Consider the following 24411-nt stretch of genomic DNA (forward strand, 5'->3'; position numbering starts at 1 on the left):
CACTGCAGAAATAATTACCGAACCGCCTGTGATTGTTAATGTATCTATATGCTTATATTTTATACATGAGTTATCTGTAATTGTTACTGTATAAATGCCGGATGGAACATTAAAGATACAGCTGGTGGTAGCTCCTGTATTCCATATATAACTATATGGAGGCGTCCCTCCGCTTAAAACTTCCACGCATGCCGTTGCGTTTGTGCAGGTTCCTGATATAGTATTATTAACGACTAACTGCTCACAGACAATTGCATTTGCAACAGTTAAAAATCCATTGCCGCCTACAATCAATCTGCTTAATGATTGATCCAACCTTACATCATAAACCTCACCGGAAATACCTGTTGTTATTGTGCTAACAGTGGTAAATGTGCTTCCATCAAAATTATAAACGTGCACTTTGTTTTTTCCTCCAACATAAACATTATTGCACTCATCCGCATCAATTCCCATTCGTTCAAGTGCATTATATGAAGCATCTGCGACAACACTGCCAAGTGCAGCTCCGTCTGTTTTTCTCCATGCTTTAACTGTTTTGCCATCATAACTAAATAAGTAATCCTTGTTTACTGCCAGAGCATTGAATTTACAACCTGAGGCAAGAGCCACACCCTCTATCGTATTTAAAAACTTTGTTTCTATGTTATTAAATGCAGTATAACCTGTAGGCACTATCCATGTTTCGGGAGCATTATAGTTTGGAGCTAATGATTTCATCAACTTGTTGTCAAAACTGGCGTTTATCATGCAGGTCAACAACAAATACGCATCTCCATTCACATCTTGCACAACATCAGAAATATCATTATCTTTTTGAGCATTGGTATTAATATTTTTTTTCTGAATAGCTGTAATAGTTGTATCAAGTATTTGGCAATTTGTGGCTTCCATGTTGCCTCCACCAAAACCATACAACCTATTTGTGCAATTATTATAGAACATGTTCCACATTTCGTTGTTTCCTGCAATTAGAGCATATGGACCCGACATTGTTCCGGCAGCATTAAGTTTCAACGTCTGTAAATTGGCAGGACCATCAAAATGAAGCCCTTCTCCTTTAATAACTGTACCGGAATGTCTTAAAATTGTAGGTCGTGAATAAAAATGATTTACGGGCGTATGTTCCCATGTAGCAGCCGTTGTATAAGAATAAACCAGCGTTCCGGCAGAGGTATATTTGGCTATTCTGTGGGGACCCGGTCTGTATCCTGAAACAAATACGTTTCCGAAATCGTCATAATCCACATTCAATGCAATATTGGCACCTCCGAAAGGACCTATTGTCCAAGGGTCGATAATTAAAGTTAGTTGTTGGTTGTTAGTTGTTAGTTGCTGGTTATTGGCACTTGGTATTTTGAATGAAACTGTATTTTCTTTTAGTTCAAAAAATGAAGGTACTGTTGCTCTGCTGTCTTTGTAATAACTTTGCGGAGCGTGGTCGGTAATGTCGCCTGCTTCGGTTTTTATTATTATATTTCCTTCATTATCTGTTTTTATTTTTTCTACATCTCCGGTATAGTTCATTTTTACTAAACTTAAGTCGGCTCCATGTTGCACAATCAATGAATATTTTATTCCTCCTTTTTCGGGAATAATGTATTCAACATCTATTCCCGGATAAAGATTCTTGTAAGTAAGTTTTTTATATCCTTTTGCTTTTACATTTTCATAGCCCTTTTCTCCAAAAGTGTAATATCCTTCAGATTGTTCGCTTACTTCCATGATTGCATTAGGGTTACAACCCTTCCAATTCATATTCACATAAAAAGTTTTTGCCTGGGACTTAGGTTTTTCTCCATGTTCTATTTTTTCAAATTCTTCTTTGCTAAAATTTATGACTTCATTTAATTTGAATGTTACACCATGTTGAGTGAAGAAAATCCCGGAACCGCTGTTAATGGCGTATTTAATAGCAGAAGGTGTTTTCGCCCATGTATTAAATTGTCCATCGTTCTCCACAAAAACATTAGCCCCGAATGGATCGGATAGAACTGTCCAGCTTCCTTTTTGTTGAGGATGTCGACTGTTTTTGTTTGACAAATTCTGAGCTGTAGCATTTCCGTTCAGGAATGGATTTAATAAAAACATGCAAATAATGCAATTGCGAACATTTATTAATCTTTTTCTCATAAAACTTTAATTTAAAATGTAAATTTTGAATATTGAAAGTTTGTTTTATTATATCATAGACATAATTATGGTGCGTAAAGTGTGGCAAAACATATCATTGCTTATGTCAATAATGACTTTTTTTATGTCATTAAATATGTCATATTTGTAAAATAATTTTATGATTATCAGGGGAGGATGATTTTTTTAGAAAAAATATCAGGTAGTGCGATTTTGCGGATTTTTCCTGCTAAATAGAATTTAAAAACGATGAAAGATTTTCATCTGATTCCAAATTCATTTTTTTCCTTGTCAAGTAGCGGTAATTATCAACACTTCTTGAATTAATATTGAAAAGAGCACCTATTTCCTTTGAAGAAAGATTATATTTTAATAAAGCACATAATTGTTTTTCATATTTATTTAATGTAGGAAATTTTTGAGCAAGTCTGAAATAAAAACCTTCACTGGAGAGTTCCAAATGCTTAATGAATTTTTCCCTGTCTTGTTCTATATTCAAATTGTATCTAATAGTTTTTGTAAGTTTTTTTATTTCGGATAAAGTCAAAGTTTGATTCAATTTTAGATTTTTCTCAATGTCCTTAAGATTTTCAATTATATTTTCCAGAAAATCATTTTTCTGAACAATTTGCATGCCTATACTCATCAACTCTTTGTTTTTATAATTTAATTCTGCTTCCATCAGTGATTTTTGTGTCTCTTGTATTTGCAGGTTCTTTTCAGCTTTTAGTGTTTTAATTCGTTGCCTGTTATAAATTAATATACCAACTATAACAATAAGCAATAAAGTTACAGCAAGCATATACAACTTTAACAGAGTAATCTTTTTATCGCGTTGTAATATTTCGATTTTTTTATTATTCAATATAATTTCCTTATCTTTTCTTTCGGTCTCGTATTTTGTATTGATTTCAATAATCTGTTTATGGGTTTCTTTATTGTAAACCGAATCGTTTAAAGCATAATATTGCCTAAGATATTTATCGGAAGTTTTATAGTCATTCATCTTTTCAAATAAATCGGACATGTCTTTATAATTTTTGATACTGAGGTCGCCAAATTTATTTATAGAATCTGTTATTGAAATACTTTGTTTGAAATATTTTAATGCAACATTATAATTTCCGAGTTTTTTATAAGTATTTCCGAAATTGTTCAGTAATCCGGCAATTATTTCAATACTTTTCTTATCCACTAAATAATAGGACTTCTTATAATAATATAATGCTTTCTGAAAATCACCTTGTCTTTCGTAAACATCCCCAATATTTTTATAAGCTGTGAGTATCACACCTTTGTTTTTTAATTCATTTTGTATATCTAATATTTTTGTAAAATTTTTCAACGCGTCGCCATACTTACCAATCTTTTTATAAATTAAACCAATGTTATTCAAAACCATTGAAATATTTTCTTTGTTTTTTATTTCTTCTGCTATTTTTAAAGCTCTTTGAAAATACTTTAATGCAGTTTCATTATTTTCCCACATAACATATATGGTTCCTATATTATTTAATACTCTACTTATTTCTTTTTTTAATCCTAGTTCGTATAATATTGTTAAGGATTTCTGATAATAATATTCCGCTTCCCTATATTGATTTTTAAATTTAAAAACATTTCCTATGTTTTTTAATGCTATCGCAATGTTGGCTTTGTCATTTAGCTCTTTATACGTTTGCAGAGCTTTCTTATATCTTTTCATCGCCTCGTCATAATTGTTCCAAGCAAGGTATATGGCGCCGGTATTAGTAGTGATTTTAGCAATGTCTTTTTTATCGGCTTTTTGAATATAAATACTTAATGCTCGTTCATAATAATTATTGGAAACTTTAAGGTTTCCTGTTTTATAATTAATTAATCCTAAAATTCCCAAAGCATTTGCTTTTTCACTTATGTTACCTGTTTGCTCAGCCATTTTTAATGCTTCATTGGCGTATTTGAGAGCTGTTTCATAAGAAACATCAATATATTTTTCAGCAAACTCATTATAAACCTTGGGTTTCCCTTTATTATCAGTAGTTTTTAAAACTTGCTTCAAACTGTCTATTGTGTGCAATTGTTTTTTTGTGAGTGGGGTGTTTTCGGCTGCAAAAGAAAATGAAGAATGAAGAATGAAGTATGAGGTAAGAATAAATATTGCGGAAATGATTTTTCTCATAATGAAATTAATTTGAAGACGTAAAAATAGAAAATAAAATGGAAATGGAAAGATTTTATTAGGCGAGACAGCTACAAATCATAAGCAGTCAATGTTATTTGTAAAAATGAAATAGCAAATAAATTTATAGGTATAGGTGTTTGAGATACTGCTTCAAAGTTTTTTTTAATTTATTCATATTATTTTTCGAAAGGATTATAAGCAATTTGCTTATTCAGTAAACGCCCACCGTCAGAGACAGTGGGTTTTTAAGTAAAACTAAAAAAAGTTAAATAACAATAATGTACATTCAAACCAGAAAAACACTAACTATTTTTTGCAGCATTACTTTTTTAAAATAACCTTAAGAATCTCTTGAGCAGCTTGAGTTTTTGTTTTCAAGCCGAACTTCACAATTTCGCCTTTCTTGCTAATGATGGTAATTTTATTTGTATCGTAACCGAAAGCCGAATTTTTATCGTTGGGCGAGTTTAAAATTATATAATCAAGATTTTTATTTTTAAGTTTTTCTTTTGCATTCGCAATTTCATTTTCAGTTTCGAGAGCAAAACCAATAATAATTTGATTTCTCTTTTTTCTTTTTCCGAGTTCTGCCAGAATATCTTTTGTTGGTACTAATTCAATAACGAGGTTTTTTCCTGTTTTTTTTATTTTTTGCTTTGATGTTTTAAGAGGTGTAAAATCAGCCACTGCTGCTGGCATTACAATAATGTCGCTTTGCAGAGCATACTTTAAACAGGCATCATACATCTGTTTTGCAGATATTACATTGGTTCTTGAAATTTTTGGATTTTTTACTTGAAGAGAAGTTGGTCCTGAAATTAATTTTACTTTTGCGCCTGCTTTTGCAAATGCTTCGGCTATGGTAAATCCCATTTTGCCTGATGAATGATTTCCGATAAATCTTATTGGGTCTATTGCTTCGTAAGTTGGTCCTGCGGTTACAAGAACATTTTTACCTTTGAAATTCATTGGAGTACTTTATTAATTGCTTCAACAATTTTTTCGGGTTCTTCCATTCTGCCTTCACCCTCGGTGCCGCAGGCAAGTTCGCCTTTTACGGGTTCAACAAAATAAATTTCGTTGTCTTTCAGATATTTTATATTTTGTTTTACTGCAAAGTTTTTAAGCATTTCGCTGTTCATTGCAGGTGCAATAAAAATTTTTTTATTGAAAGCAAGAAGTGATGTGGAAAGTGCATCATCAGCAATTCCATTTGCGAATTTTCCTATAATATTTGCAGAGGCAGGAGCAACAACAAAAATATCAGCCCATTCTGAAAGAGTAATATGTTCGGTAGAAAAATTATTTTGCTCATCGAAAACTTCCGAATAAATTTTATTATGTGAAAGTGTTTCGAGAGTGAGCTTTGTAATAAACTGCAAAGCATTTTTTGTGGTTACAACTTTTACTTCTGCCTTTTCTTTTATAAATAATCTTATAAGGTAAGCCGCTTTGTATGCAGCAATACTGCCAGAAATACCAACTATTATTTTTTTATTTTTTAACATATAAAAAACTATATTGCTAAATTGTTTTATTGTTAAATTGTTATTAAAAAATATTCAGCAGTATATAAAAAAAACAAAAACAACAATCACCGATATGCTTCACTTTAGTGATAACCTGCCTTAAAGAAAGAATTTAGCAATTTAACAATAAAACAATTTAAGTATTTGCAGTTTTAATCAATTAATTTATTCTTTTTCTTTTTCGTTATTAGGATTTCTGTGATAAATTTTACCATCAGCAAATTCACGTATAGCAATTGAAGCAGGTTTTGGCAGATGTTCGTAAAATCTTGAAATTTCTATTTGTTCCCTGTTTTCAAAAATTTCTTCAAGATTGTCGGTAGTTGATGAAAATTCTTCAAGCTTTGAATTCAGCTCTTCTTTAAGTTCCGAAGCAATCTGGTTTGCCCTTTTAGAAATTATCACAACAGTTTCGTAAAAATTATCACTCGATTTTCCAAAATCTTTTGTGTTTCTTGTAATTGTGGTTAAGTCGGCTTTTACTTTTTTGTAATCCATAAATTTAGATATTATAGTTTTTATTTTTAATTTCTTTTAATACGTTTTGATAAATTGCTTCAACTTCTTTTATGTATATCCCTTGCGGATATTTGCTTGTATATTGCTTGTATGCAGCAACTGTTAATTTCAATCTTTCCTGTTTTTTATTTTCAATACTGTTTTTTGCATAAAAATAATTTGCTTTTAGTGTCAGAAATATTATTTCTTCCCTGAATTTTGTGTCTGGAAAATCTTTAATTACATTATCAAATGCTACAATTGCTGCCTTATATTCTTCGGTTTTTAAATATAGTTTTGCAATTTCAAAAGCTTTCAATTCAAGTTTGTGGCGCAGTTCGTCAATAATTCTGTTACATTCTTCCACTTTGCTGCTCTTTGGATATTTGTTTACAAATAACTGAAGTTCATTAATTGCTTTGTAAGTATTTGTCTGGTCTAAGCTGTAAATCGGTGAATCGAAATAATAGCAGTACGCCGACATGAATAAGCACTCTTCTGCCTTGCTGCTTTGTGGAAATGTCATTGCAAAATTTTTGAAATGATAGCTTGCCATGACATAATCCTGCTGACCATAATAGCAATAAGCATAATAATAATAAACTTTTTCGGCTTTTTCTGTCCCGCGGAAATATGTCAGCAAATCTTCAAGCAATTGCTGGGCTTTGTAAAAATCTTCCTGCTTGTAATATTTTTCTGCTGCTTCAAATTTCTTTTCATTATCGTTGCCCTTTAGCAGTTTGTTGTATTTACTGCAAGAAGTGAAAAAAATAATAAAAGAGGAAATAAATAATATATATCTGAATTTAGACATGCTTTTCAAAAAGTGTGCAAAGTTATAAAATTTATTTAATTTTACACTAAAAAATTATGGTATTAACACAATATTTTTGAAATTATTGCCTTATTAATAATAAGTTCAGTTGAAATTTGTCTTTGTAAATTTAAAATTATTTAATTGTTTAATGGCTAAAAGTCAACTATTAACAGCATAAGTAAAATAAACAACAATTCAGCAATTAAACAATTTAACAATAAATACTAATAAAATATTATGATTTTAAAAAAAATCTTGTTAAGAATTTTAATATTTGTATTTTTCGTTTCAATGCTTTTTTCCTGCAGAAAAGAACCTGCCTTACTTGATAAAACTTCAATGCTTTCTTTTTCTTCCGATTCGGTATTGTTCGATACGGTTTTTACTACTGTGGGCTCAACTACAAAGCAATTGAAAGTTTATAACCACAGTAATAAAAAAATTCTTATTTCATCTATTAAGCTTGGCAAAGGGCAATCATCAAACTTTAAAATGAATATAAACGGAACACCTGCAATTTCTCTTTCGAATATTGAAATTGCTGCTAAAGACAGCATGTATATTTTTATTAAAGTTACTGTTGACCCTAATAATCAAAATTCACCATTAGTTATTTCCGATTCAATCATTTTTGAAACTAACGGAAAGATACAGGATGTAAATCTTGTTGCATGGGGACAGGATGCTTATTATTATACTCCTAACACTTTTATACAGGGATTTCCGGCATATTCGATAATAAATTGCAACGATACCTGGACAAACGATAAGCCGCATGTAATATATGGATGGGCAGTTGTTGACTCTGCTTCCACGCTCACCATGCAACCCGGAACAAGAGTTTATCTTCATGGTAATGCAGTACTTTGGGTATTTAAAGACGGCACATTGAAAATTAATGGCACAAATGATAATCCTGTAACTATTCAGGGCGACCGGCTGGAGCAGAGTTATAAAGATGTTCCCGGACAATGGGGGAAAATATGGCTTTCGGCAGGCAGCATTGACAATGAAATAAATTATGCAATTATTAAAAACGGTACAATAGGCATACAAATTGATACTTTAGGCAATTCATCAAACCCCACTCTGAAACTCAATAATACCATAATAAAAAATATGACGGTAGTTGGAATTTATGCTCAGGGAACTTCACTCGAAGCTGTAAATTCTGTTGTCGCAAACTGTGGTCAGTATTGCGTATTGCTGAATATCGGAGGTAGTTATGATTTCAAGCAATGTACATTTGCAAACTATTGGAATTACAGTACACGCGGCACCCCATCACTTTTGCTTAATAACTGGTATGAAGATATTTATCATAATATTCAGGTAAGACCTTTAACAAAAGCATATTTCGGCAATTGCATAATTTATGGAAGTAATGAAAATGAAATTACTTTCGACCATAAATATGGAGGTACCTTCAATTATAAATTCGACAATTGCATTTTTAAAACTTATGATACTCTAAACATATCTTCACCTGTGTATTACGAAAATGTTTACAAAAACACAGACCCTCAGTTCAATGATTATGCAAAAAACGATTATTCGCTTAAAAGCAATTCTCCTGCAATTGACAAAGGAAAAGATTTAGGAATACCATTTGATATTACTGGTACTAAAGCCCGCAGCAACCCTCCCGATATTGGTGCTTATGAATATTGATATACGAATAAAAAATTGTGAAGTAGTGAAAAACTTTTACCTTTTTTACAATTAACAATTACCTTTTTATGAATTATGTTGAACTAAAATGCAAACTGAAAAATAAAACTTATCCAAAAGATGTAATAATTGCACGCTTAAGTGAAATGGGTTTTGAAAGTTTTGTTGAAAATGCTCACGAAGTTTTGGCATATATTCCCGAAAATTATTTCAGTGAAAAATTATTGAAAATCCTTTCAAAAAAAATTCCTGAAGTTACTTTTAAAAAAAAAATTATAAAAAACAAAAACTGGAATGCTTTGTGGGAAAGCAATTACAAACCGGTTATTGTTTCCGAAAAATGTATTATAAAAGCACCTTTTCATAAAATTAAAAAAATATATAAATACGAAATTATCGTTCAGCCCAAAATGTCATTCGGAACCGGACATCACGAAACAACAAAACTTATGATAGAGCAAATGCTGAAAATGAAATTTAAAAATAAAAGTATTCTCGATATGGGCTGCGGTACCGGCGTGCTGGCAATTCTTGCTTCCATGGCAGGTGCAAAAAAAGTTACAGCAATTGATAATAATGAGTGGGCTTATAAAAACTCGCTTGAAAATGTTAAAATCAACAATGCCCGAAATGTAAAAGTTATTGCTGGAGATGCCCGAAATATAAGAAATAAAAAATTTGACGTTATCTTAGCAAATATTAACAGAAATATTTTATTAAAGGATTTTGAAAATTATGTAAATTCGCTTTCAGTTAACGGCATTATTTTAATGAGTGGTTTTTTTACAAATGATATTTACATATTAAAAAAAAAATCAACAAGTTTAAATCTGAAATTAATTGACAAATCTGAAGAAAACCATTGGGCTGTTTTAAAATTTGTTAAAAAACTTTTTTGATTTCATTATTTTAAAAATTTTATTTTATGATGTTTCCTCAGAAAATCAATTGTTAAATTAGGATTCATTAAAAATAATTAAAAATGAAAAATCCGAAATACATTTTTATTCTATTGTTCATTATTTCTTTTACTTGTCGTTTGCAGAGTCAGACAATTAAAAAATTTACTGAGGAGCCTCAGAAATTTATTGTAGAGCTGAAAGATTTTATGGGAAAAGAAGATAACCAGCTTACAAAAGAAATAATGGAAAAGTTCGAACCTGTATGGGTAGATAAATTAACACCCGAAAGAAAAAATAAAGTTTATTCTGTTGCCAACTACATGCTCAAAAAGAAAATGAAGGCATTTCCTCATTTCAACAATTTTTTGACAGCACTTGTAAATTTTACTAATTCAACTCAGGGCGAAAGCAGTTTCAATGCGTGGATTTCAAGTTTGGAAAAACTAATGCAGCGTTCTACAAGTTCAAAATTTCTGTTTTACATTGAAATGACCAATACATTACTTACGGAAAATGCTATTTATAAATCAAACTTCACTAAATGGGTTGTTACAAAATGCAATTATACTTTTGAATTTGATACTGTACCCAAATTGGTCTTTACTTCAAAAATAAATCTCAGATGTGTTTCAAAAGAAGACAGTACTTCAATTTATAATACGACAGGAACATATTATCCGACTGAAAATTTGTGGAAAGGTAATGGAGGAACAGTTTACTGGGACAGGGCGGGATTTAGCAAGGACTCGGTATATGCGGAACTCAGAAATTATAAAATTGAAATAAAATCAATTAAATACGATGCCGATTCAGTTACTTTTTATATGAAAATGTATTTCGACCAGCCATTGTTAGGACAGCTTACTGACAAAGTTCAGTTCGAAGTTACAGCTGATAAATCAAGTTATCCGTCATTCATTTCGTATAATAAACGGCTTCAGATACCCGGTATTTTCCCGGGAATAGATTATGATGGAGGTTTTGCTTTACACGGTTCAAAAATTATGGGCACAGGAATAAAAGAACAAAAGGCAATTCTGACTTTTTATAAAAATAATGAAAAATTCATTGTCGCCCGTTCACTCAGTTTCATGATTAGAAAAAACTTGATTTCAGGTGAAAAAGTTTCCGTATCAATTCGCCTTGAACAGGATTCTTTATTTCATCCTGCCATACAGTTGAAATACATGAAAGAAAAAAATGAATTATCACTTATGAGATTAGGTGAAGGCATAGTGCAAACATTTTTTTATGATTCTTATCACAAAATTGATATGAACATTGAATCGATAACATGGAAAATGGATGAACAGAAAATTAATCTTACAATGATTCAGTCTGTGGGCAGCGATAGGGAAGCAATAATACAGTCGGAAGACTATTTCACAGAAAGAGTATATGTGAGAAATCAGGGAGCAGCCGATATTCATCCTTTTCAGATGATTAAAAATTATGCCGAAACAGTTAAATCAAAAGAAATTTCCGTTGCCAAACTTGCCAATTACATGACATTACAAAACGAAGATGTGAGGGCTATGATTATTAACATGGCTTGCCAGGGCTTTTTCGAGTATGACCCGTTGACAGATAAATTCACCATCAAGAAAAAACTTTATCATTATCTAAAATCTCATACAGGGAAAGAAGATTATGATATCTTGCAGTTCCACTCAATTGTTACACGCGGAGCAAATGCAACAATTGACCTTACAAATTTTGATTTGAAAGTGAACGGGATTTACAGCATTCTCCTCAGCGACTCACACAATGTTGTTATTAATCCTTATGAACAAAAAATTGTTATCAAGAAAAACCGTGACTTTGACTTTCTTGGAAAAATTCAAGCCGGTTTATTCGATTTCTATGGAAAGGATTTTAATTTTTTATATGATGATTTTAAAATAAATCTTAATAATGTGGATTCTTTTGCTTTCAGGGTTCCCACAGGTGAAAAAGATGAAAACGGTCAGCCCAAATATGAACAAATTAAGACAATGATAGAAAGTGTAAACGGCGAACTTCTTATCGATGAACCTAAAAATAAATCGGGATTTAAATCATTGAAAAAATATCCGGTTTTCAACAGTAAAAAAGACTCGTATGCTTATTATGATAAAAAAACAATCTTTGGAGGAGTATATAATCGCGAAAACTTTTTTTATCAGTTAGAGCCATTTTCATTCGACAGCTTGGATGTATTTAAAACAGAAGGAATACGATTCGGAGGAACTTTTGCATCAGCAGGAATTTTTCCCGATTTCGATGACAGCTTAACTGTTCGCCCCGACTACTCTCTCGGTTTTGCACGCGTAACACCAAAAGATGGATTTCCTGTTTATGACGGAAAAGGAACTTATTTTAATAAAATTGATTTAAGTAATAAAGGACTTCACGGAGACGGTGCACTGAAATATATAACTTCTACTTCAAAATCTCCCGATTTTATTTTCTTTCCCGACTCTGCAAATGCTCAGCTTGACTCTTTTGATATTAAAGAACAGATTGGCAAAGTTGAATATCCTAATGTTAAAGGCGAAGATGTTTTTATGCACTGGATGCCTTATGAAGACCTTATGCAAGTTTATAAAAAACGAAAACCATTTGATTTTTATGCAGGACAATGTAAAATGCACGGAAGAATTGACCTCACGCCATTAGGACTCTCGGGTGAAGGTACAATGGAATTTCCTACTGCAGAAATAAAATCAAGAAATTTCAAATACCAGCAAATTGTCTTCGATGCCGATTCATCCGATTTCCAGATGAAATCTTTTGGACAAAAAGACCTTTCTTTTGTTACCGTAAATTATAAGGCACACATTGACTTGAAAGAAAAAAAAGGAGAGTTCAAATCAAACAGCGAAACTTCATCAAAAGTTGAGTTTCCCGTAAACCAATATATAAGCTTTATGGATGAGTTTGTATGGTATATGGAAAAAGAGGAAATTGAAATGACATCAGAAGAAAAAAACACTGTCGCAGTTAAAGATACAAGTAAGACACCTAATGAATATGCAGATATTAATTTGTCCGGTTCGAGATTTGTTTCTGTTCATCCGGCACAGGATTCATTAACTTTCTATTCTCCGAAAGCAAAATATAGTTTGAAAGAAAATACTATTTACGCCGAAGGTGTTAAATTTATAAAAGTAGCAGATGCTGCGATAATTCCCGACAGTGGTAAAGTTACGGTCTTGAAAAGAGCAGAAATGAAAACTTTTACAAAAGCTAAAGTTGTCGCAAATACAACCACACAATATCATAATTTCTATAATGCTACGGTCAACGTACTGGCACGAAATAATTACACGGCTTCGGCAAATTATGATTATATAGATGAAACAAATAAAAAGCAAATTCTCTTTTTTAATAAGATTACTGTTGATTCTACTTATCAGACTTATGGTATAGGCGATATCAGCGACAATGCCGTATTTACCTTAAGTCCCTATTTTGATTATTTCGGAAGCGCCAAGATTACTGCAAATAATCAGTATCTTAAATTTACGGGTTGCTGCAAAATTAAACACAACTGCTCGCTTCTTGCAAAAAGCTGGCTGCGTTTTTCTGCCGATATAAACCCTAATGAAATATACATTCCTATTCCCGAACAATCGTATAATGAAAAAGTCGAAAAAATATATACCGGTATTCTGCATGCAACTGACTCTGCAGTATATTCATCGTTCATTGCAAAAAAAATCAGAGAGTCGGATGAAGAATTAATTCTTTCAAAAGGATATTTATATTTCGATAAAAATCTGAAAGAATATCATATTGCAGAAATGGAAAGAATAAAAGATAATAAACTGACCGGCAATTTTCTGAGCTTAAACAATTATTGCGATGTTTATACTGAAGGAAGAATAAATTTCAGCCGCTCATTAGGACAGGTGAATCTGCTTGCTTTTGGCAATGGTGTTAATAAAACAAAAAGCAATACAACAAAATTCGATTTGGTTACAAGTATTGATTTCTTTTTCTCGGAAAAATGTTTGAAAATTATGGAAGATAATTTTTCAAACGACCCCAATGCACAACCTTTAAACATAAGCCGCGAAACTTATTATAAGGCACTTGTTGACATTCTCGGTCAAGCCGAAGCCGACCGACTGGTAGGTGAAATAAGCTTATATGGCACTTTTAAAAAATTGCCATCTGAACTTGAACATACACTTTTCCTTCCCGATATGAAATTAAAATGGAACCCATTAACTCAGTCGTATATATCGGAAGGGAAAATTGGTATAGGAAATATAAACAGAACTCAAATTAATAAGTTGTTTACCGGCTTCATCGAATTATACAAAAGAAAAAGCGGTGACCAACTTATAATTTATCTTGAAGACGGAAATAAAAATTGGTTTTATTTCGATTATAAAAGGGGAACAATGCAGGTGGTTTCATCATCCCAAGAATTTAATAATATAGTTAAAGAAATGAAGCCCGACGACCGCCAGAAAAAAGCCGAAAAAAACGATAAAGGCGAAAAAGAACCTTATACTTTCATGCTGACTACTGAAAAAAGGAAAAAAGATTTTCTTAAAAAAATGGGAGTGGAAAAATAATTTGTGAAATGGTGAATTTTTGGCATTTTTATAAAACATTATTTATTGTTAAATTAGGTTGCAATGTGGGTTAAGACAGCATCAACAGAGGTATGTCTTTTCAAACTACAAAAAACCCTGCAAGGGTTTGTAACCCTTGCAGGGTTCAAGATACAAACATCAAAATCCCAAAATTTTAAACATCAAACTTTTTATCGAACATCAAATGTCAAAGTTTTTTTACTAATGACTATTGTCTAATAAATAAACTTCTTAATAGCACTTTTCTTACCATCGCTCACTCTCATGAAATACATTGCACCCTTTGCCAGATTATAAGCCGGTAATTTTAAAACAATACTTTTATCATTACCTGTTTCGTAGGTCTTATAGCAAACCAATCCTCCTGTATAATCAATAATTTCTACACTTAAAGCCGAGCCATCAATGTTTGCAACGGTCGTATTGATTTCTTTTTCATTAAAATATGGTTGTGTTAATGATAAATTTGTATTTTTATCATCTGTATTTATTGCAATCACATTGCTGTATTCGTATTTTCCATCAAAATCAGTTTGTTTCAAACGGTAATAAATAATTCCTGTACCTGGCTCATTATCTTTTGTCGAATAGTTGAGAGTAGCATTGCTGTTGCCTGCTCCTTTAACAGTAGTTAACATTTTAAAATTCTTCGCATCCGTAGCTTTTTCTATTGTAAAGTAATCATTATTTATTTCTGATGCGGTTGCCCATCTTAAAATTGCCGTTTTCTCAGGTGCAATATATTCTGCTTTAAATTCAGTAAGTTCTATAGGTAATACTCCGTCTGAACCGCCAAATGCAGCATACGCATAAACAGTACCGTTTGCATAGCAACCTGTTCCTGCCTGAAAAGCATCGGAAGAAAACGCTTGAATGTAATTAGCTGCACCGGCACCCGCAGAAAAAGGCAAAGCATTGTCAGTTGTTATTGCTCCATTTCGCATGTGATTTGTTCCGGCTACTCCAAATTCATATGTAACAACAAAATTTGGTTGAAAACCTAAACCTGAAATATCTACGTTGTCACTTCCAGTGCCCGTATATTTGCCTACTTTCATTCCTCCTGAATACGCATTCCATGCTGCATAATTATATACCTTGCCGCTTGTATTCAAAACACTTATTCCTACTGCATAAAGAGCATTGAACCCATCAGTACTGGCACCTGCATATGAGCTGGTGCCACCACCGGAAGCCGAACCATCATAATAACCAGTGCCAGCATTATCAAATCCAAGGTGAGTGGCTTGGCAGCCCGAATAATACGCAGGTATTGTAATAATAAAATCTGCTCTCCACGCTCCACTACCCACAGTGATATTCCTACTGCCTGTTGTACCATCACCGGTATAAGAACCTACTACAAAATTAGTATTCTGTTTAAATGCTTCGTAATAATAAACGGTAGTATTGTTATTAACTCCTGTGTTTGTGCCAAGAGTGAAACCATTGGCATCAAACGAAGTTATGGCATCTGTTAAATAAGCCGAGGTAGAAGTTGCATCTTGTGATTCGTTTGAAGCCATAGTGCTGGTTTTTATTACCGCTGGATATGCGGCATCAGCTTTTATTATTACGAAATCGGGCATAAATCCAATTTCTGTAATTGATTTAGTAGAACCTGTACCCGTATATTTACTGCAATACCATGAATAAGAAATAATATTAAAACTGTTGCTTGTTACATCCCAGTCAAGCGTTCCGTCACGTTCAGCATTGAGAGTTACCCCCGTTGCTGTTGCGGAAAATTGCAGAGTAGAAAATGTTGCCAGACCACTGGAAGCAACAGCGGTAACAGGCGAACCGGTTAATGTTCCGCCTGAAGCTGTAATCCTGATGGTACTTGTAAAATCAAGGTCGCGCATACCATTGGCATCTTTTGCTTCAACTGTTACAGCAGGTGACACATTGGTGTTAGTAAGTGTGCCGGTAGGTTGTTGCACATAGCCGAGTGCCGTTGCCGTAACTTCTATCCTGTCGTTATCGCCGGTTACGCTGCTCGAAGCATCGCTGAAAGAGGCAAATTGCGAGGATGTACTTGATGTTGCAGCCGTTGAATTAGCACTGGTTATTTTAAACTGAAATTGCTGATTATCCGTGATATTGGTAGTTTCAAAAGTAAGGTATAAATCAAGTGTTTTGCTTCCCCCATCGGCAGCCGTAACATTTGCTCCACTCATACCCGAAAATGCAATGGACTCACCGGTTACCGACACTTCCTGTATTTTAGTGCTACCATCAAACAAAGCAGCTTCTTTTATTGTGTTTGCCCAACTAGTAACTCCATCACTGCTTCCTTTGGTTAAGGTAACAGCTGTGAGAATTGTTGGAAAAGCATCTGCATCGGCAGAGCCGCCGCCGTCGCGTACTGTGAATGACCACACACGTATAGCATCGGTTGTGGCTGTAATGGAACTTCCCGTTTTGGATGCGTAGTCAATATTGGCTGTTTCATTGCTGGCTGCAATGATATCTGAACTTGCGCTCGCTCCTAATACACTTATGCTTTGCGAAGGGTCATAAAAGCCCGATGTTGGCAAACTTCCTGCGGTACTAAAAGTAAGACCGCAAGTTGCAACCTTGCAACTGAGAATATCGGCATTTGTTGCCGTAGCCGAAACGTCATAAGCTACCCAAAGATAACGGGTAACACTGGTTCCTATTGCCCATGAGATGCTGCTGAAGACAGCATTTCCTCCTGAAAAAGACGCAGAGCCAATCAGGTTTGTGGTTGCAAAAGTTGTAGTTGTTGTCCAGTATAATTTTACTGATGTTACATCGGCATCGTTAGTATTTTTAGAAGTTATTGTAGCTGCAGTTAAAGTGGCACCACTAAAACCGGTAGCGATAGTCATATAAATTATAGCCACGTTTGAAGTGCCCGCATTAGCAGTTGTAACTGATGATTTCGTTGTAGTCACAGAAGAAACATAGAAAGCGGAAGGAGCAGAACAGCGATATTCTTGTGCGAAAGTACTATAGTTCGCCGCCGCTATCATTCCGATGGTGAGAAGCGAAAAAAATACGAGTTTATATATGTTTGTTTTCATAGCTTTGCGAGTTTTTCTTATGTTAATAAATAACAAAAAGAAGTATATTTTTACGTTAATATTAGATAAACTATTAAAAAGTACTTATCAAATATACAACATTTTTGTTTAAAAAGCAAATATTTTTAATAAAAAAATAGAAAAAATGCATTTTGTTAAATATTATGTATGAATTAATGTGTATTTTTCTTATATTTATCGATATTTTTTATTTTTAACTCTTGATTCGCACAATATACTAAATTTATAACTAAGAAGAATAAGAAGAATTTGTCAATAAAGTTAAAAAAATTAACCACATAGATTCTGTTTTAATATCCAAATTTATTTTTTGTTTTTTTCTTTGCGTCCCTGTGTCTTGGCAAGAAATACTTTTTTATCTCGCAGCGCTAAGTTTTTTGCAAAGTTCGTTAATCCTTTATTACTAATACTTTACGGTTTCATAAAATCTAATATTATGTACATACAATAGATTCTGCATATAAATTAAACTAATAATTGCCAGGCGGTAGCTATCGAAACCGTTAGCTTGCAAACAAACAATTAAATTGAAATAAACTTTATATTATTTTTCTTTTCCGTACGATAAACAGTATATATAAGAAAAGTTGCAATAATAGTACTTGTAAAAATAATTAACATTTGATTTTGCTGTTTACCGACATCATCAATATCTGAAGGCAGATATCCCTTGTTAGACAAGAATGAAAAAATCACAGCACTTGCATTATTTACAAAATGACAACAAATCGGCAGCCATAATGACTTGCTCCACAAAAGAAGATATCCGAAAAGTACACCCATAAGAAAGCGTGGCAGAAATGTAAAAAACTGAAAATGAAAAAAACCAAAAACAAACGAAGCAATAATTATTGATAAATGCTTTCGCTTTGTGGCTTCAATTAGGAGTTTCTGAAGAATACCCCTGAAAATGAATTCTTCTCCGAGTGCAGGTATTATTGCAACCATAAGAATATTCACAAAGAAATCTTTTTTATTGTTTACATCAAGAAAAACTTCAGTAAGTTTTTCTGCATCTTTTTCGGAGCTTCGCATCCAGCTTTCAATGCCACCTATGAATTTTGGAAGTACAAGCATTTTGTTTATTTCTCCCAGCCAGTTCATTAAAGGAAACCCCGCAAACATTATAAGACAGCAGAAAAATATTGATTGTATTTTTACTTTACCCGAAATACTTAAATATTCCAGCGGCTTGGAACTTGCAAGAAAAGAGAAAATCAAAGGGGGTAAAATAAATAATGATGTTGAACTTATTATTTGCAAAATTTTCATTGCAGATAAAACTTCTTTGTTATGGATTTCGGATAAAATATTGAGATTACCGATAATATTGACATTAGGTAAAAAATAAACCGATAATGATGTAAAAAAATAAAGAGAAATCAACATTATTCCGCCAAGAAATAAAAGTTTAATCGAAGCAGGTTTTTGTTCAAGAAAAGGACTGTACATAAATTTTGTAATTTTGCATTTAAAATAAAATGTTTTGGTAAATATAGGAAAAATTTGTTTAGAAAAATTTCCGTTATTTTTGGCGCCGATGGAAAACCTCACCGATTCTGCATTTCGTAGAATATGCAAAGCAATGGGTGCCGATGTGGTTTATACTGAATTTGTTTCTTCAGACGGCTTAATAAGGAATACTGAAAAATTCCAAAAAAAAATAAGTATTTTTGAAGATGAACGACCGGTTGGTATTCAGATATTCGGCGGTAATATTGATTCTATGAAAATGGCTGCGGAAATTGCAGAAAAAGAAGAGCCCGACCTTATTGATATTAATTTCGGCTGTCCTGTTAAAAAAATTGTCTTAAAAGGTGCAGGCGCAGGCATTTTTACCGATATAAAAAAAATGCTCGAACTGACGAAAGTTGTTGTTAACTCAACAAAACTTCCTGTAACCGTTAAAACACGCCTGGGCTGGGATGATAAAAGCAAATGTATAGTTGAAATTGCAGAACAATTGCAGGATGCGGGAATAAAAGCAATAACAATTCATGGAAGAACTCGCATGCAAATGTATAAAGGCAATGCCGACTGGACTTTAATCGGTGAAGTAAAAAATAATCCGAGAATGAAAATTCCTGTAATAGGTAATGGTGATGTTGATACTCCGCAGAAAGCAAAAGAAATGTTTGATAGATACGGAGTAGATGGAATAATGCTCGGCAGAGCTGCAATCGGAAATCCCTGGATATTTGATGAAATAAAACATTATTTAAAAACATCGGAAATACTTCCTGCTCCGGATTTAAAAAAAAGAATTCAGGTTTGTAAAGAACATTTGAGAAATTCTATTGAATGTAAAGGAGAAAAAACAGGCATTCTCGAAATGCGTCCACATTATTCGGGTTATTTTAAAGCAATAGAAAATTTCAAACCATATAAATTAAAACTTATGAGCAAAAATTCTTATGATGAATTGTTAGAAGTATTTTCGGAGATAGAAGAAGGTTTTTGCTAAAGATAAGTTTTATAATTTCAATTTTATTACTTCCAAAATCGTAGTAAAATAATTTCAAAAGCAAAAAATAGCAAATTAAAAATTACAAATAATTTCCAGAGTTTTTTTCCCTGATTGTATTCAATAATAGTTTTTGTCAAAGAAGAGTTTTTTGTATAAATTACAGATGAATTTGAAAGTTTTGCCTGAGCGGATAAATCTTCTATTTCTTTTTCATCATAATAATTCAGTATTGATTCTTTGCGATTGAAGTTAAATGAAACTCCCATTAAACTTTTATCTTTTACCGAAACAATATAATTTCCTGCATCAGCAATCTGATTATGAATATTCAGAAAATATTGAGAATTCAAAAATTTATGTTCGGGAATTACATTAAAGTCGGATGTAAAATTTTTTATTTTAAAAATATCTTCACCCGATAAATTAATATTGTTTATTTCAATATTTTCATCTTTACCAATAGTATAAAAAAGCGGATACACCGACTGACTCTGCAATGCAATATTATAAAGTGCAGGTACGAAAAGTGCCTGTTTTTGAAAATTTCCCGATTCATCATCAAGAGGCGAACATAAAAGATATATTTTTCCTTTATTGAAATTCTGTTTGCTTAAAAAAATGTCACCGTTCTGAAGCTTTAAAATATATTCCTCCATAGAATAGATATTTTTACTCAAAGAATAATGATATTCTACTTTCGGAAGTTCAATGTTATCGGGTATTTTATCAAAAACATCTTTAAAAATACTATTTTCAAAATTCACTTGTGCAACTTTCAATTCTGAGGAATCAGCTTTTTCGAAATACTTTGACTGAAGTGATGATAAAAAACTTTTATAAGAATCAAAATCAATTTTTCTGCCAGGAACAACAAGCAAACTACCGCCATTGCTGACAAATTTTTGCAATTCCTGCGACAAGCCACTTGATATTTTTTCAATTTCATTTATTGTTATGAATGAATTTTCAGGTAATTTTGAATAGTCAATTTGAGATTCCTGTGAATTTGCCAGCACAATGGCAGAGTCATTAAGAAATAAAGAATTCAAATATTTGTTTTCATTTTTTCCGTTGATAATTGCAACGTAAATTTTATTATTAACGGTGAATGAAAAATAAAATTTATCATCAAAAACAACAGGATAATCAGTTATCTCCAGCCGGCAGTTTTGAATTCCTGCTTCATTTATATTGAACGAAAGTAAAATATCTGTTTGTGAATTTTCACCGATATCAATGCTCGCAAGTGCCTTTTGTTTATTATTTATAAATAATTTAAGCGGGATATTTTCAAGAGATTTTCCGGAAATATTTTTTATTCTCACCATTAATTTTTCCACTTTGTTCAACTGCCTCACCGGTGATAAAAACCAACAGGAATCAATGTAAAGATTACTGCCTTCTTTAACATTCAATGGAATAAAATTAATATTTGTGCTGCTGTCTTTATTTATTTTTTCAATATTGGAAATGCTTTTCTGAAAATCGGAAATCAGATAAATATATTTTCCGATGGAATAATTATTTATTAAATCATTCTGCCGAGAAACTACTTCCGACAATGTTTTCACTGATGGTGAAATTTTTATTTCATTTATCATTTCCGGAAATTCATCACGATTAAAAAGGCGTTGGTGCCTGCCTTCAAAATCATTTGTCAGCAGTTGAAATTCGTCGCTTTGCCTGTAAGCCATTGCGATTTCTTTTGCTTTTCGTTTTGCTTCGTCAAATAGAGTGCCGTTTTCATTCACTGCTTCCATGCTGAAGGAATTGTCAACATAAATGCTAATAACTTTATTTTTTAAGTTTATTTCTTTATTGCCAAGAGGAATATAGGGTTGTGCAAAAGCAATAACAAGTGAACTTATTGCAAGAATCCGTGAAATCAAAACAAGCAAATGTTTAAGTTTCGACTTTGATTGTGTTTCCTGTTTTACCGATTTTAAAAATCTTATATCGGGAAAATTAACTTTTTTAAATTTCCTGAAATTAAATAAATGAATAATTATCGGAATTACAATCGCAGAAAGAGCAAAGAGAAACGATGGATAAATGAATTTCATTTTACAAAGGTAAAAAAAACTTTTCACCGCAAAGACACAGAGACGCAAAGAGAAAATAATTTTCTATAAAAACTCTGCGTCTCCGCGTCTTAGCGGTGAAAAAAAATTACATCTCCACAACTTTCTTATAAGCAACCTTATCGTTCACCTGTAACTTAATAAAATAAACTCCTTTCGATGAGCCAATATCTTTTGTAGAAAAACAATATTTGTAGTTTCCTGCGTTCTGCCTGCTGTTTATTATGGTACTTACCTTTTCTCCCAAAATATTAAATGCCTCAAGCTTCACATTTGAACTTTCGCTGAGCGAATATGTTATTTGAGCTTGGGTGTTGAATGGATTTGGAAAAATTTCAAATGCAATGTTTTTATCATTTATTTCTTTAACACCGTTTGTAACATTAACTATCGAACAAGCAAAATTAGTACAACCGTTTAAATCTGTTCCTGTAACGCAATATGTTGTATTTACTGTTGGTGCAACGGTAATACATTTACCTCCTCCGGCACTCCATTGATATGTGCCTCCTGATTGTTCTAATCCGCTTGCACATAAGGTTATTGCTCCTCCTTGTGTTATTGTTCCTCCATTTGCAGTTATTATTGGTTCAGGATTAACCATTATTACTTTGTAACTTGTGTTAAGAGAGCAAGAATTGGTGGCAGTATATGTTGTTGTTACAGTTGGGCAAACAGTTATATGCTGAAAACTATTTGATGTTTGCCCTGTACTCCATGAATATAATCCATCTCCTCCACTTATTTCCAAAGATGAACAATTTCCTGCACATATTGTATCCTGTGAGGAATAAATAGTAAAATACCCACCATAATCAACATTAACAACTGTATGTTCTATGCCCGTACAACCCGTTATGAATGTTACTGAAACAATATATGTAGTAGTAAAAGATGGACTAACTTGAATACAAGAAGTGTTTGCACCTGTATCCCACGTAAAAGTTGTATTTATGTTAGTTGCACAAATTAAAGCCATTTGTCCGTTACATATTGTTTTTCCCGGAATAGTTATATTAATTGGTTCACTAACAGTAACCACGCAAAAAGCAGAACCAGTGCAACCGTTCGCATCTGTTCCAGTTACCGTATATGTTGTGGTAACTGTCGGGCTGACTGTTTTTGGATTTCCTGTGCCTAAAACTGACCATGTGTAAGTGCTTGCTCCTCCGGCTGTGAGTATTGCCATATCTCCGAAGCATACTGAGGCATTGTTAGCTGTTACTATTGGATGCTGATTTACTACTACCATACAGGAAGCAGTATTCGTGCATCCTGTAGCGGTTCCTGTGACATAATAAGAAGCTGTGGAATTAGGACATATAATGATAGGATTCCCTGTCATTCCAGTACTCCAAGTATATGCAATTCCTCCGCTTGCTGAAAGTGATGTGCATTCACCCTGACAAACTATAACATTTGTTGCTGTGATTGTTGGTAAAGGATAAACTGTTACCACACAAGAAGCACTACCAGTACAACCAGCAAAACTCACTCCTGTTACTGTATACGTTGTGGTAAGAGTTGGACAAACTGTAATAAAATTTAAATTGCTTCCTACATCCCATGTATATGAATTTGCTCCGCTTGCTATAATTGCTGCACATGAACCGTTACAAATAGTAGGATTATTAGTAAAAATAGTTAAGTTAGAATTTACAACTACAACACACGTAGAAGTACCAGTACATCCATTTGCATCAGTGCCGGTTACTGTGTAAGTTGTAGTTATGCTTGGATTAACAGTAATACAATTTGATGGGTTTCCAGTATTCCAACTATAAATTATACCTCCACTAGCACATATTGCAATTGCGCTCCCCATACATATTGTTCCACCAGTTGCTGTTATATTTGGCGCCGGATAAACAGTTACCACTGCCTGAGTACTGGCAGTAGAAGGATTGCTATCGATTACAGTTAATGTGTATGTTGTTGTGTTCGTTGGAGTAACATTAATCGAAGAGGTTACTTGACCTGTATTCCACGAAAAAGAATATGGCGGCGCTCCACCACTTAATATTGGTATCAATGTTACAGAGTTTCCTGCACAAATAGGAACTCCATTAACCGATACATTTAACTGAGCAAAAACACTTGTAATTGCCAATGTTAAAGAAACTGAAAGAAGAATTAATTTTTTCATAAAAAGATAAGTTTTTTGATTTTAAATACGAACGGTATTTTTTATAAGACAAAATAAGTTATTAAATAGTTGCATGAGTTTTTGAAAAACTTTTCTTTACCGCTAAGACGCTGAGACACAAAGAAAAAATAATTTTAAAAAATAAAAAAGCCACAGATTCACAGATAAAATATAATTTATTGCTAAATTGTTTAATTGTTAAGTTGCTGAATTTTCATATTTCGTACTTCATACATCATTCATCATACTTATAGTATATCTATAACCATAAATCAATCTGTGAATCTGTGGCTGTTTTTTAAACAAATATAGATACAAAATATTTAATGTCAAGCATATTTTA

At 32.6% G+C, this 24411-nt stretch carries 14 protein-coding genes; 4 read left to right on the forward strand and 10 right to left on the reverse strand.

Annotated features, from left to right (window positions below):
- From WC223_02760 to bamD, 6 genes are all read right to left on the reverse strand, one after another.
- The coding region (locus WC223_02760) for a hypothetical protein (protein MFA6923151.1) at nucleotides 1-2133 on the reverse strand (2133 nt) is incomplete at its 3' end.
- 229 nt (nucleotides 2134-2362) lie between these two features.
- Nucleotides 2363-4294 (reverse strand): tetratricopeptide repeat protein, encoded by a 1932-nt coding sequence (locus tag WC223_02765; protein MFA6923152.1) that lies wholly within the window; start codon nucleotides 4292-4294, stop codon nucleotides 2363-2365.
- A 324-nt stretch (nucleotides 4295-4618) separates the two neighbouring features.
- Nucleotides 4619-5266, reverse strand: coding sequence for a bifunctional phosphopantothenoylcysteine decarboxylase/phosphopantothenate--cysteine ligase CoaBC (coaBC, locus tag WC223_02770; protein MFA6923153.1), 648 nt, complete (start codon nucleotides 5264-5266; stop codon nucleotides 4619-4621).
- On the reverse strand, nucleotides 5263-5805 hold the full coding sequence (gene coaBC, locus WC223_02775) for a bifunctional phosphopantothenoylcysteine decarboxylase/phosphopantothenate--cysteine ligase CoaBC (GenBank protein ID MFA6923154.1): 543 nt from the start codon (nucleotides 5803-5805) through the stop codon (nucleotides 5263-5265). The genes coaBC (WC223_02770) and coaBC (WC223_02775) overlap by 4 nt, the downstream gene beginning before the upstream one ends.
- A 186-nt stretch (nucleotides 5806-5991) precedes the next feature.
- A complete protein-coding gene (locus tag WC223_02780) occupies nucleotides 5992-6324 on the reverse strand; it encodes a DNA-directed RNA polymerase subunit omega (GenBank protein ID MFA6923155.1) in 333 nt (110 codons plus the stop codon).
- 4 nt (nucleotides 6325-6328) lie between these two features.
- Entirely contained in the window at nucleotides 6329-7138 is an 810-nt protein-coding gene (gene bamD, locus WC223_02785; protein ID MFA6923156.1) for an outer membrane protein assembly factor BamD, read from the reverse strand.
- 240 nt (nucleotides 7139-7378) lie between these two features.
- Here bamD and WC223_02790 point away from each other — a divergent pair, with 240 nt between their 5' ends.
- The 3 genes from WC223_02790 (at nucleotide 7379) to WC223_02800 (ending at nucleotide 14282) form a co-directional block, all read left to right on the forward strand.
- Nucleotides 7379-8812, forward strand: coding sequence for a choice-of-anchor Q domain-containing protein (locus tag WC223_02790; GenBank protein MFA6923157.1), 1434 nt, complete (start codon nucleotides 7379-7381; stop codon nucleotides 8810-8812).
- A gap of 68 nt (nucleotides 8813-8880) precedes the next feature.
- Entirely contained in the window at nucleotides 8881-9711 is an 831-nt protein-coding gene (gene prmA / locus WC223_02795; protein MFA6923158.1) for a 50S ribosomal protein L11 methyltransferase, read from the forward strand.
- Nucleotides 9712-9794: 83 nt separating this feature from the next.
- Nucleotides 9795-14282 carry a hypothetical protein gene (locus WC223_02800; GenBank protein MFA6923159.1) on the forward strand — a complete coding sequence of 1496 codons (4488 nt, stop codon included), beginning with the start codon at nucleotides 9795-9797 and terminating at the stop codon, nucleotides 14280-14282.
- Between the two features lie 236 nt (nucleotides 14283-14518).
- Here the strand turns inward: WC223_02800 and WC223_02805 are convergent, their stop codons facing one another.
- Together WC223_02805 and WC223_02810 are read right to left on the reverse strand one after the other, a co-directional pair.
- Nucleotides 14519-17353 (reverse strand): T9SS type A sorting domain-containing protein, encoded by a 2835-nt coding sequence (locus WC223_02805; protein MFA6923160.1) that lies wholly within the window; start codon nucleotides 17351-17353, stop codon nucleotides 14519-14521.
- A 543-nt stretch (nucleotides 17354-17896) separates the two neighbouring features.
- Nucleotides 17897-18826 (reverse strand): CPBP family intramembrane glutamic endopeptidase, encoded by a 930-nt coding sequence (locus tag WC223_02810; GenBank protein MFA6923161.1) that lies wholly within the window; start codon nucleotides 18824-18826, stop codon nucleotides 17897-17899.
- A 34-nt stretch (nucleotides 18827-18860) separates the two neighbouring features.
- On the opposite strand from WC223_02810, the gene dusB reads away from it, so the two are divergent.
- Nucleotides 18861-19838, forward strand: a complete 978-nt coding sequence (gene dusB, locus WC223_02815) for a tRNA dihydrouridine synthase DusB (GenBank protein MFA6923162.1) — start codon at nucleotides 18861-18863, stop codon at nucleotides 19836-19838.
- Nucleotides 19839-19864: 26 nt separating this feature from the next.
- Here dusB and WC223_02820 read toward each other — a convergent pair whose 3' ends face one another.
- Nucleotides 19865-21904 carry a BatA domain-containing protein gene (locus WC223_02820; protein MFA6923163.1) on the reverse strand — a complete coding sequence of 680 codons (2040 nt, stop codon included), beginning with the start codon at nucleotides 21902-21904 and terminating at the stop codon, nucleotides 19865-19867.
- 106 nt (nucleotides 21905-22010) lie between these two features.
- Nucleotides 22011-24068: a T9SS type A sorting domain-containing protein gene (locus WC223_02825; protein MFA6923164.1), complete on the reverse strand. Its 2058-nt coding sequence runs from the start codon at nucleotides 24066-24068 to the stop codon at nucleotides 22011-22013.
- Nucleotides 24069-24411: the final 343 nt, after the last annotated feature.

This window comes from Bacteroidales bacterium (genome assembly GCA_041671145.1).
Lineage (GTDB): Bacteria > Bacteroidota > Bacteroidia > Bacteroidales > JAHJDW01 > JAQUPB01.

Coding starts and splice junctions, on each gene's coding strand:
- bamD (MFA6923156.1), bottom strand. CDS start 7,138: ATGTCTAAATTCAGATATATATTATTTATTTCCTCTTTTATTATTTTT.
- coaBC (MFA6923154.1), bottom strand. CDS start 5,805: ATGTTAAAAAATAAAAAAATAATAGTTGGTATTTCTGGCAGTATTGCT.
- WC223_02765 (MFA6923152.1), bottom strand. CDS start 4,294: ATGAGAAAAATCATTTCCGCAATATTTATTCTTACCTCATACTTCATT.
- WC223_02810 (MFA6923161.1), bottom strand. CDS start 18,826: ATGTACAGTCCTTTTCTTGAACAAAAACCTGCTTCGATTAAACTTTTA.
- WC223_02825 (MFA6923164.1), bottom strand. CDS start 24,068: ATGAAAAAATTAATTCTTCTTTCAGTTTCTTTAACATTGGCAATTACA.
- WC223_02790 (MFA6923157.1), top strand. CDS start 7,379: ATGATTTTAAAAAAAATCTTGTTAAGAATTTTAATATTTGTATTTTTC.
- prmA (MFA6923158.1), top strand. CDS start 8,881: ATGAATTATGTTGAACTAAAATGCAAACTGAAAAATAAAACTTATCCA.
- WC223_02780 (MFA6923155.1), bottom strand. CDS start 6,324: ATGGATTACAAAAAAGTAAAAGCCGACTTAACCACAATTACAAGAAAC.
- WC223_02820 (MFA6923163.1), bottom strand. CDS start 21,904: ATGAAATTCATTTATCCATCGTTTCTCTTTGCTCTTTCTGCGATTGTA.
- WC223_02800 (MFA6923159.1), top strand. CDS start 9,795: ATGAAAAATCCGAAATACATTTTTATTCTATTGTTCATTATTTCTTTT.
- coaBC (MFA6923153.1), bottom strand. CDS start 5,266: ATGAATTTCAAAGGTAAAAATGTTCTTGTAACCGCAGGACCAACTTAC.
- WC223_02805 (MFA6923160.1), bottom strand. CDS start 17,353: ATGAAAACAAACATATATAAACTCGTATTTTTTTCGCTTCTCACCATC.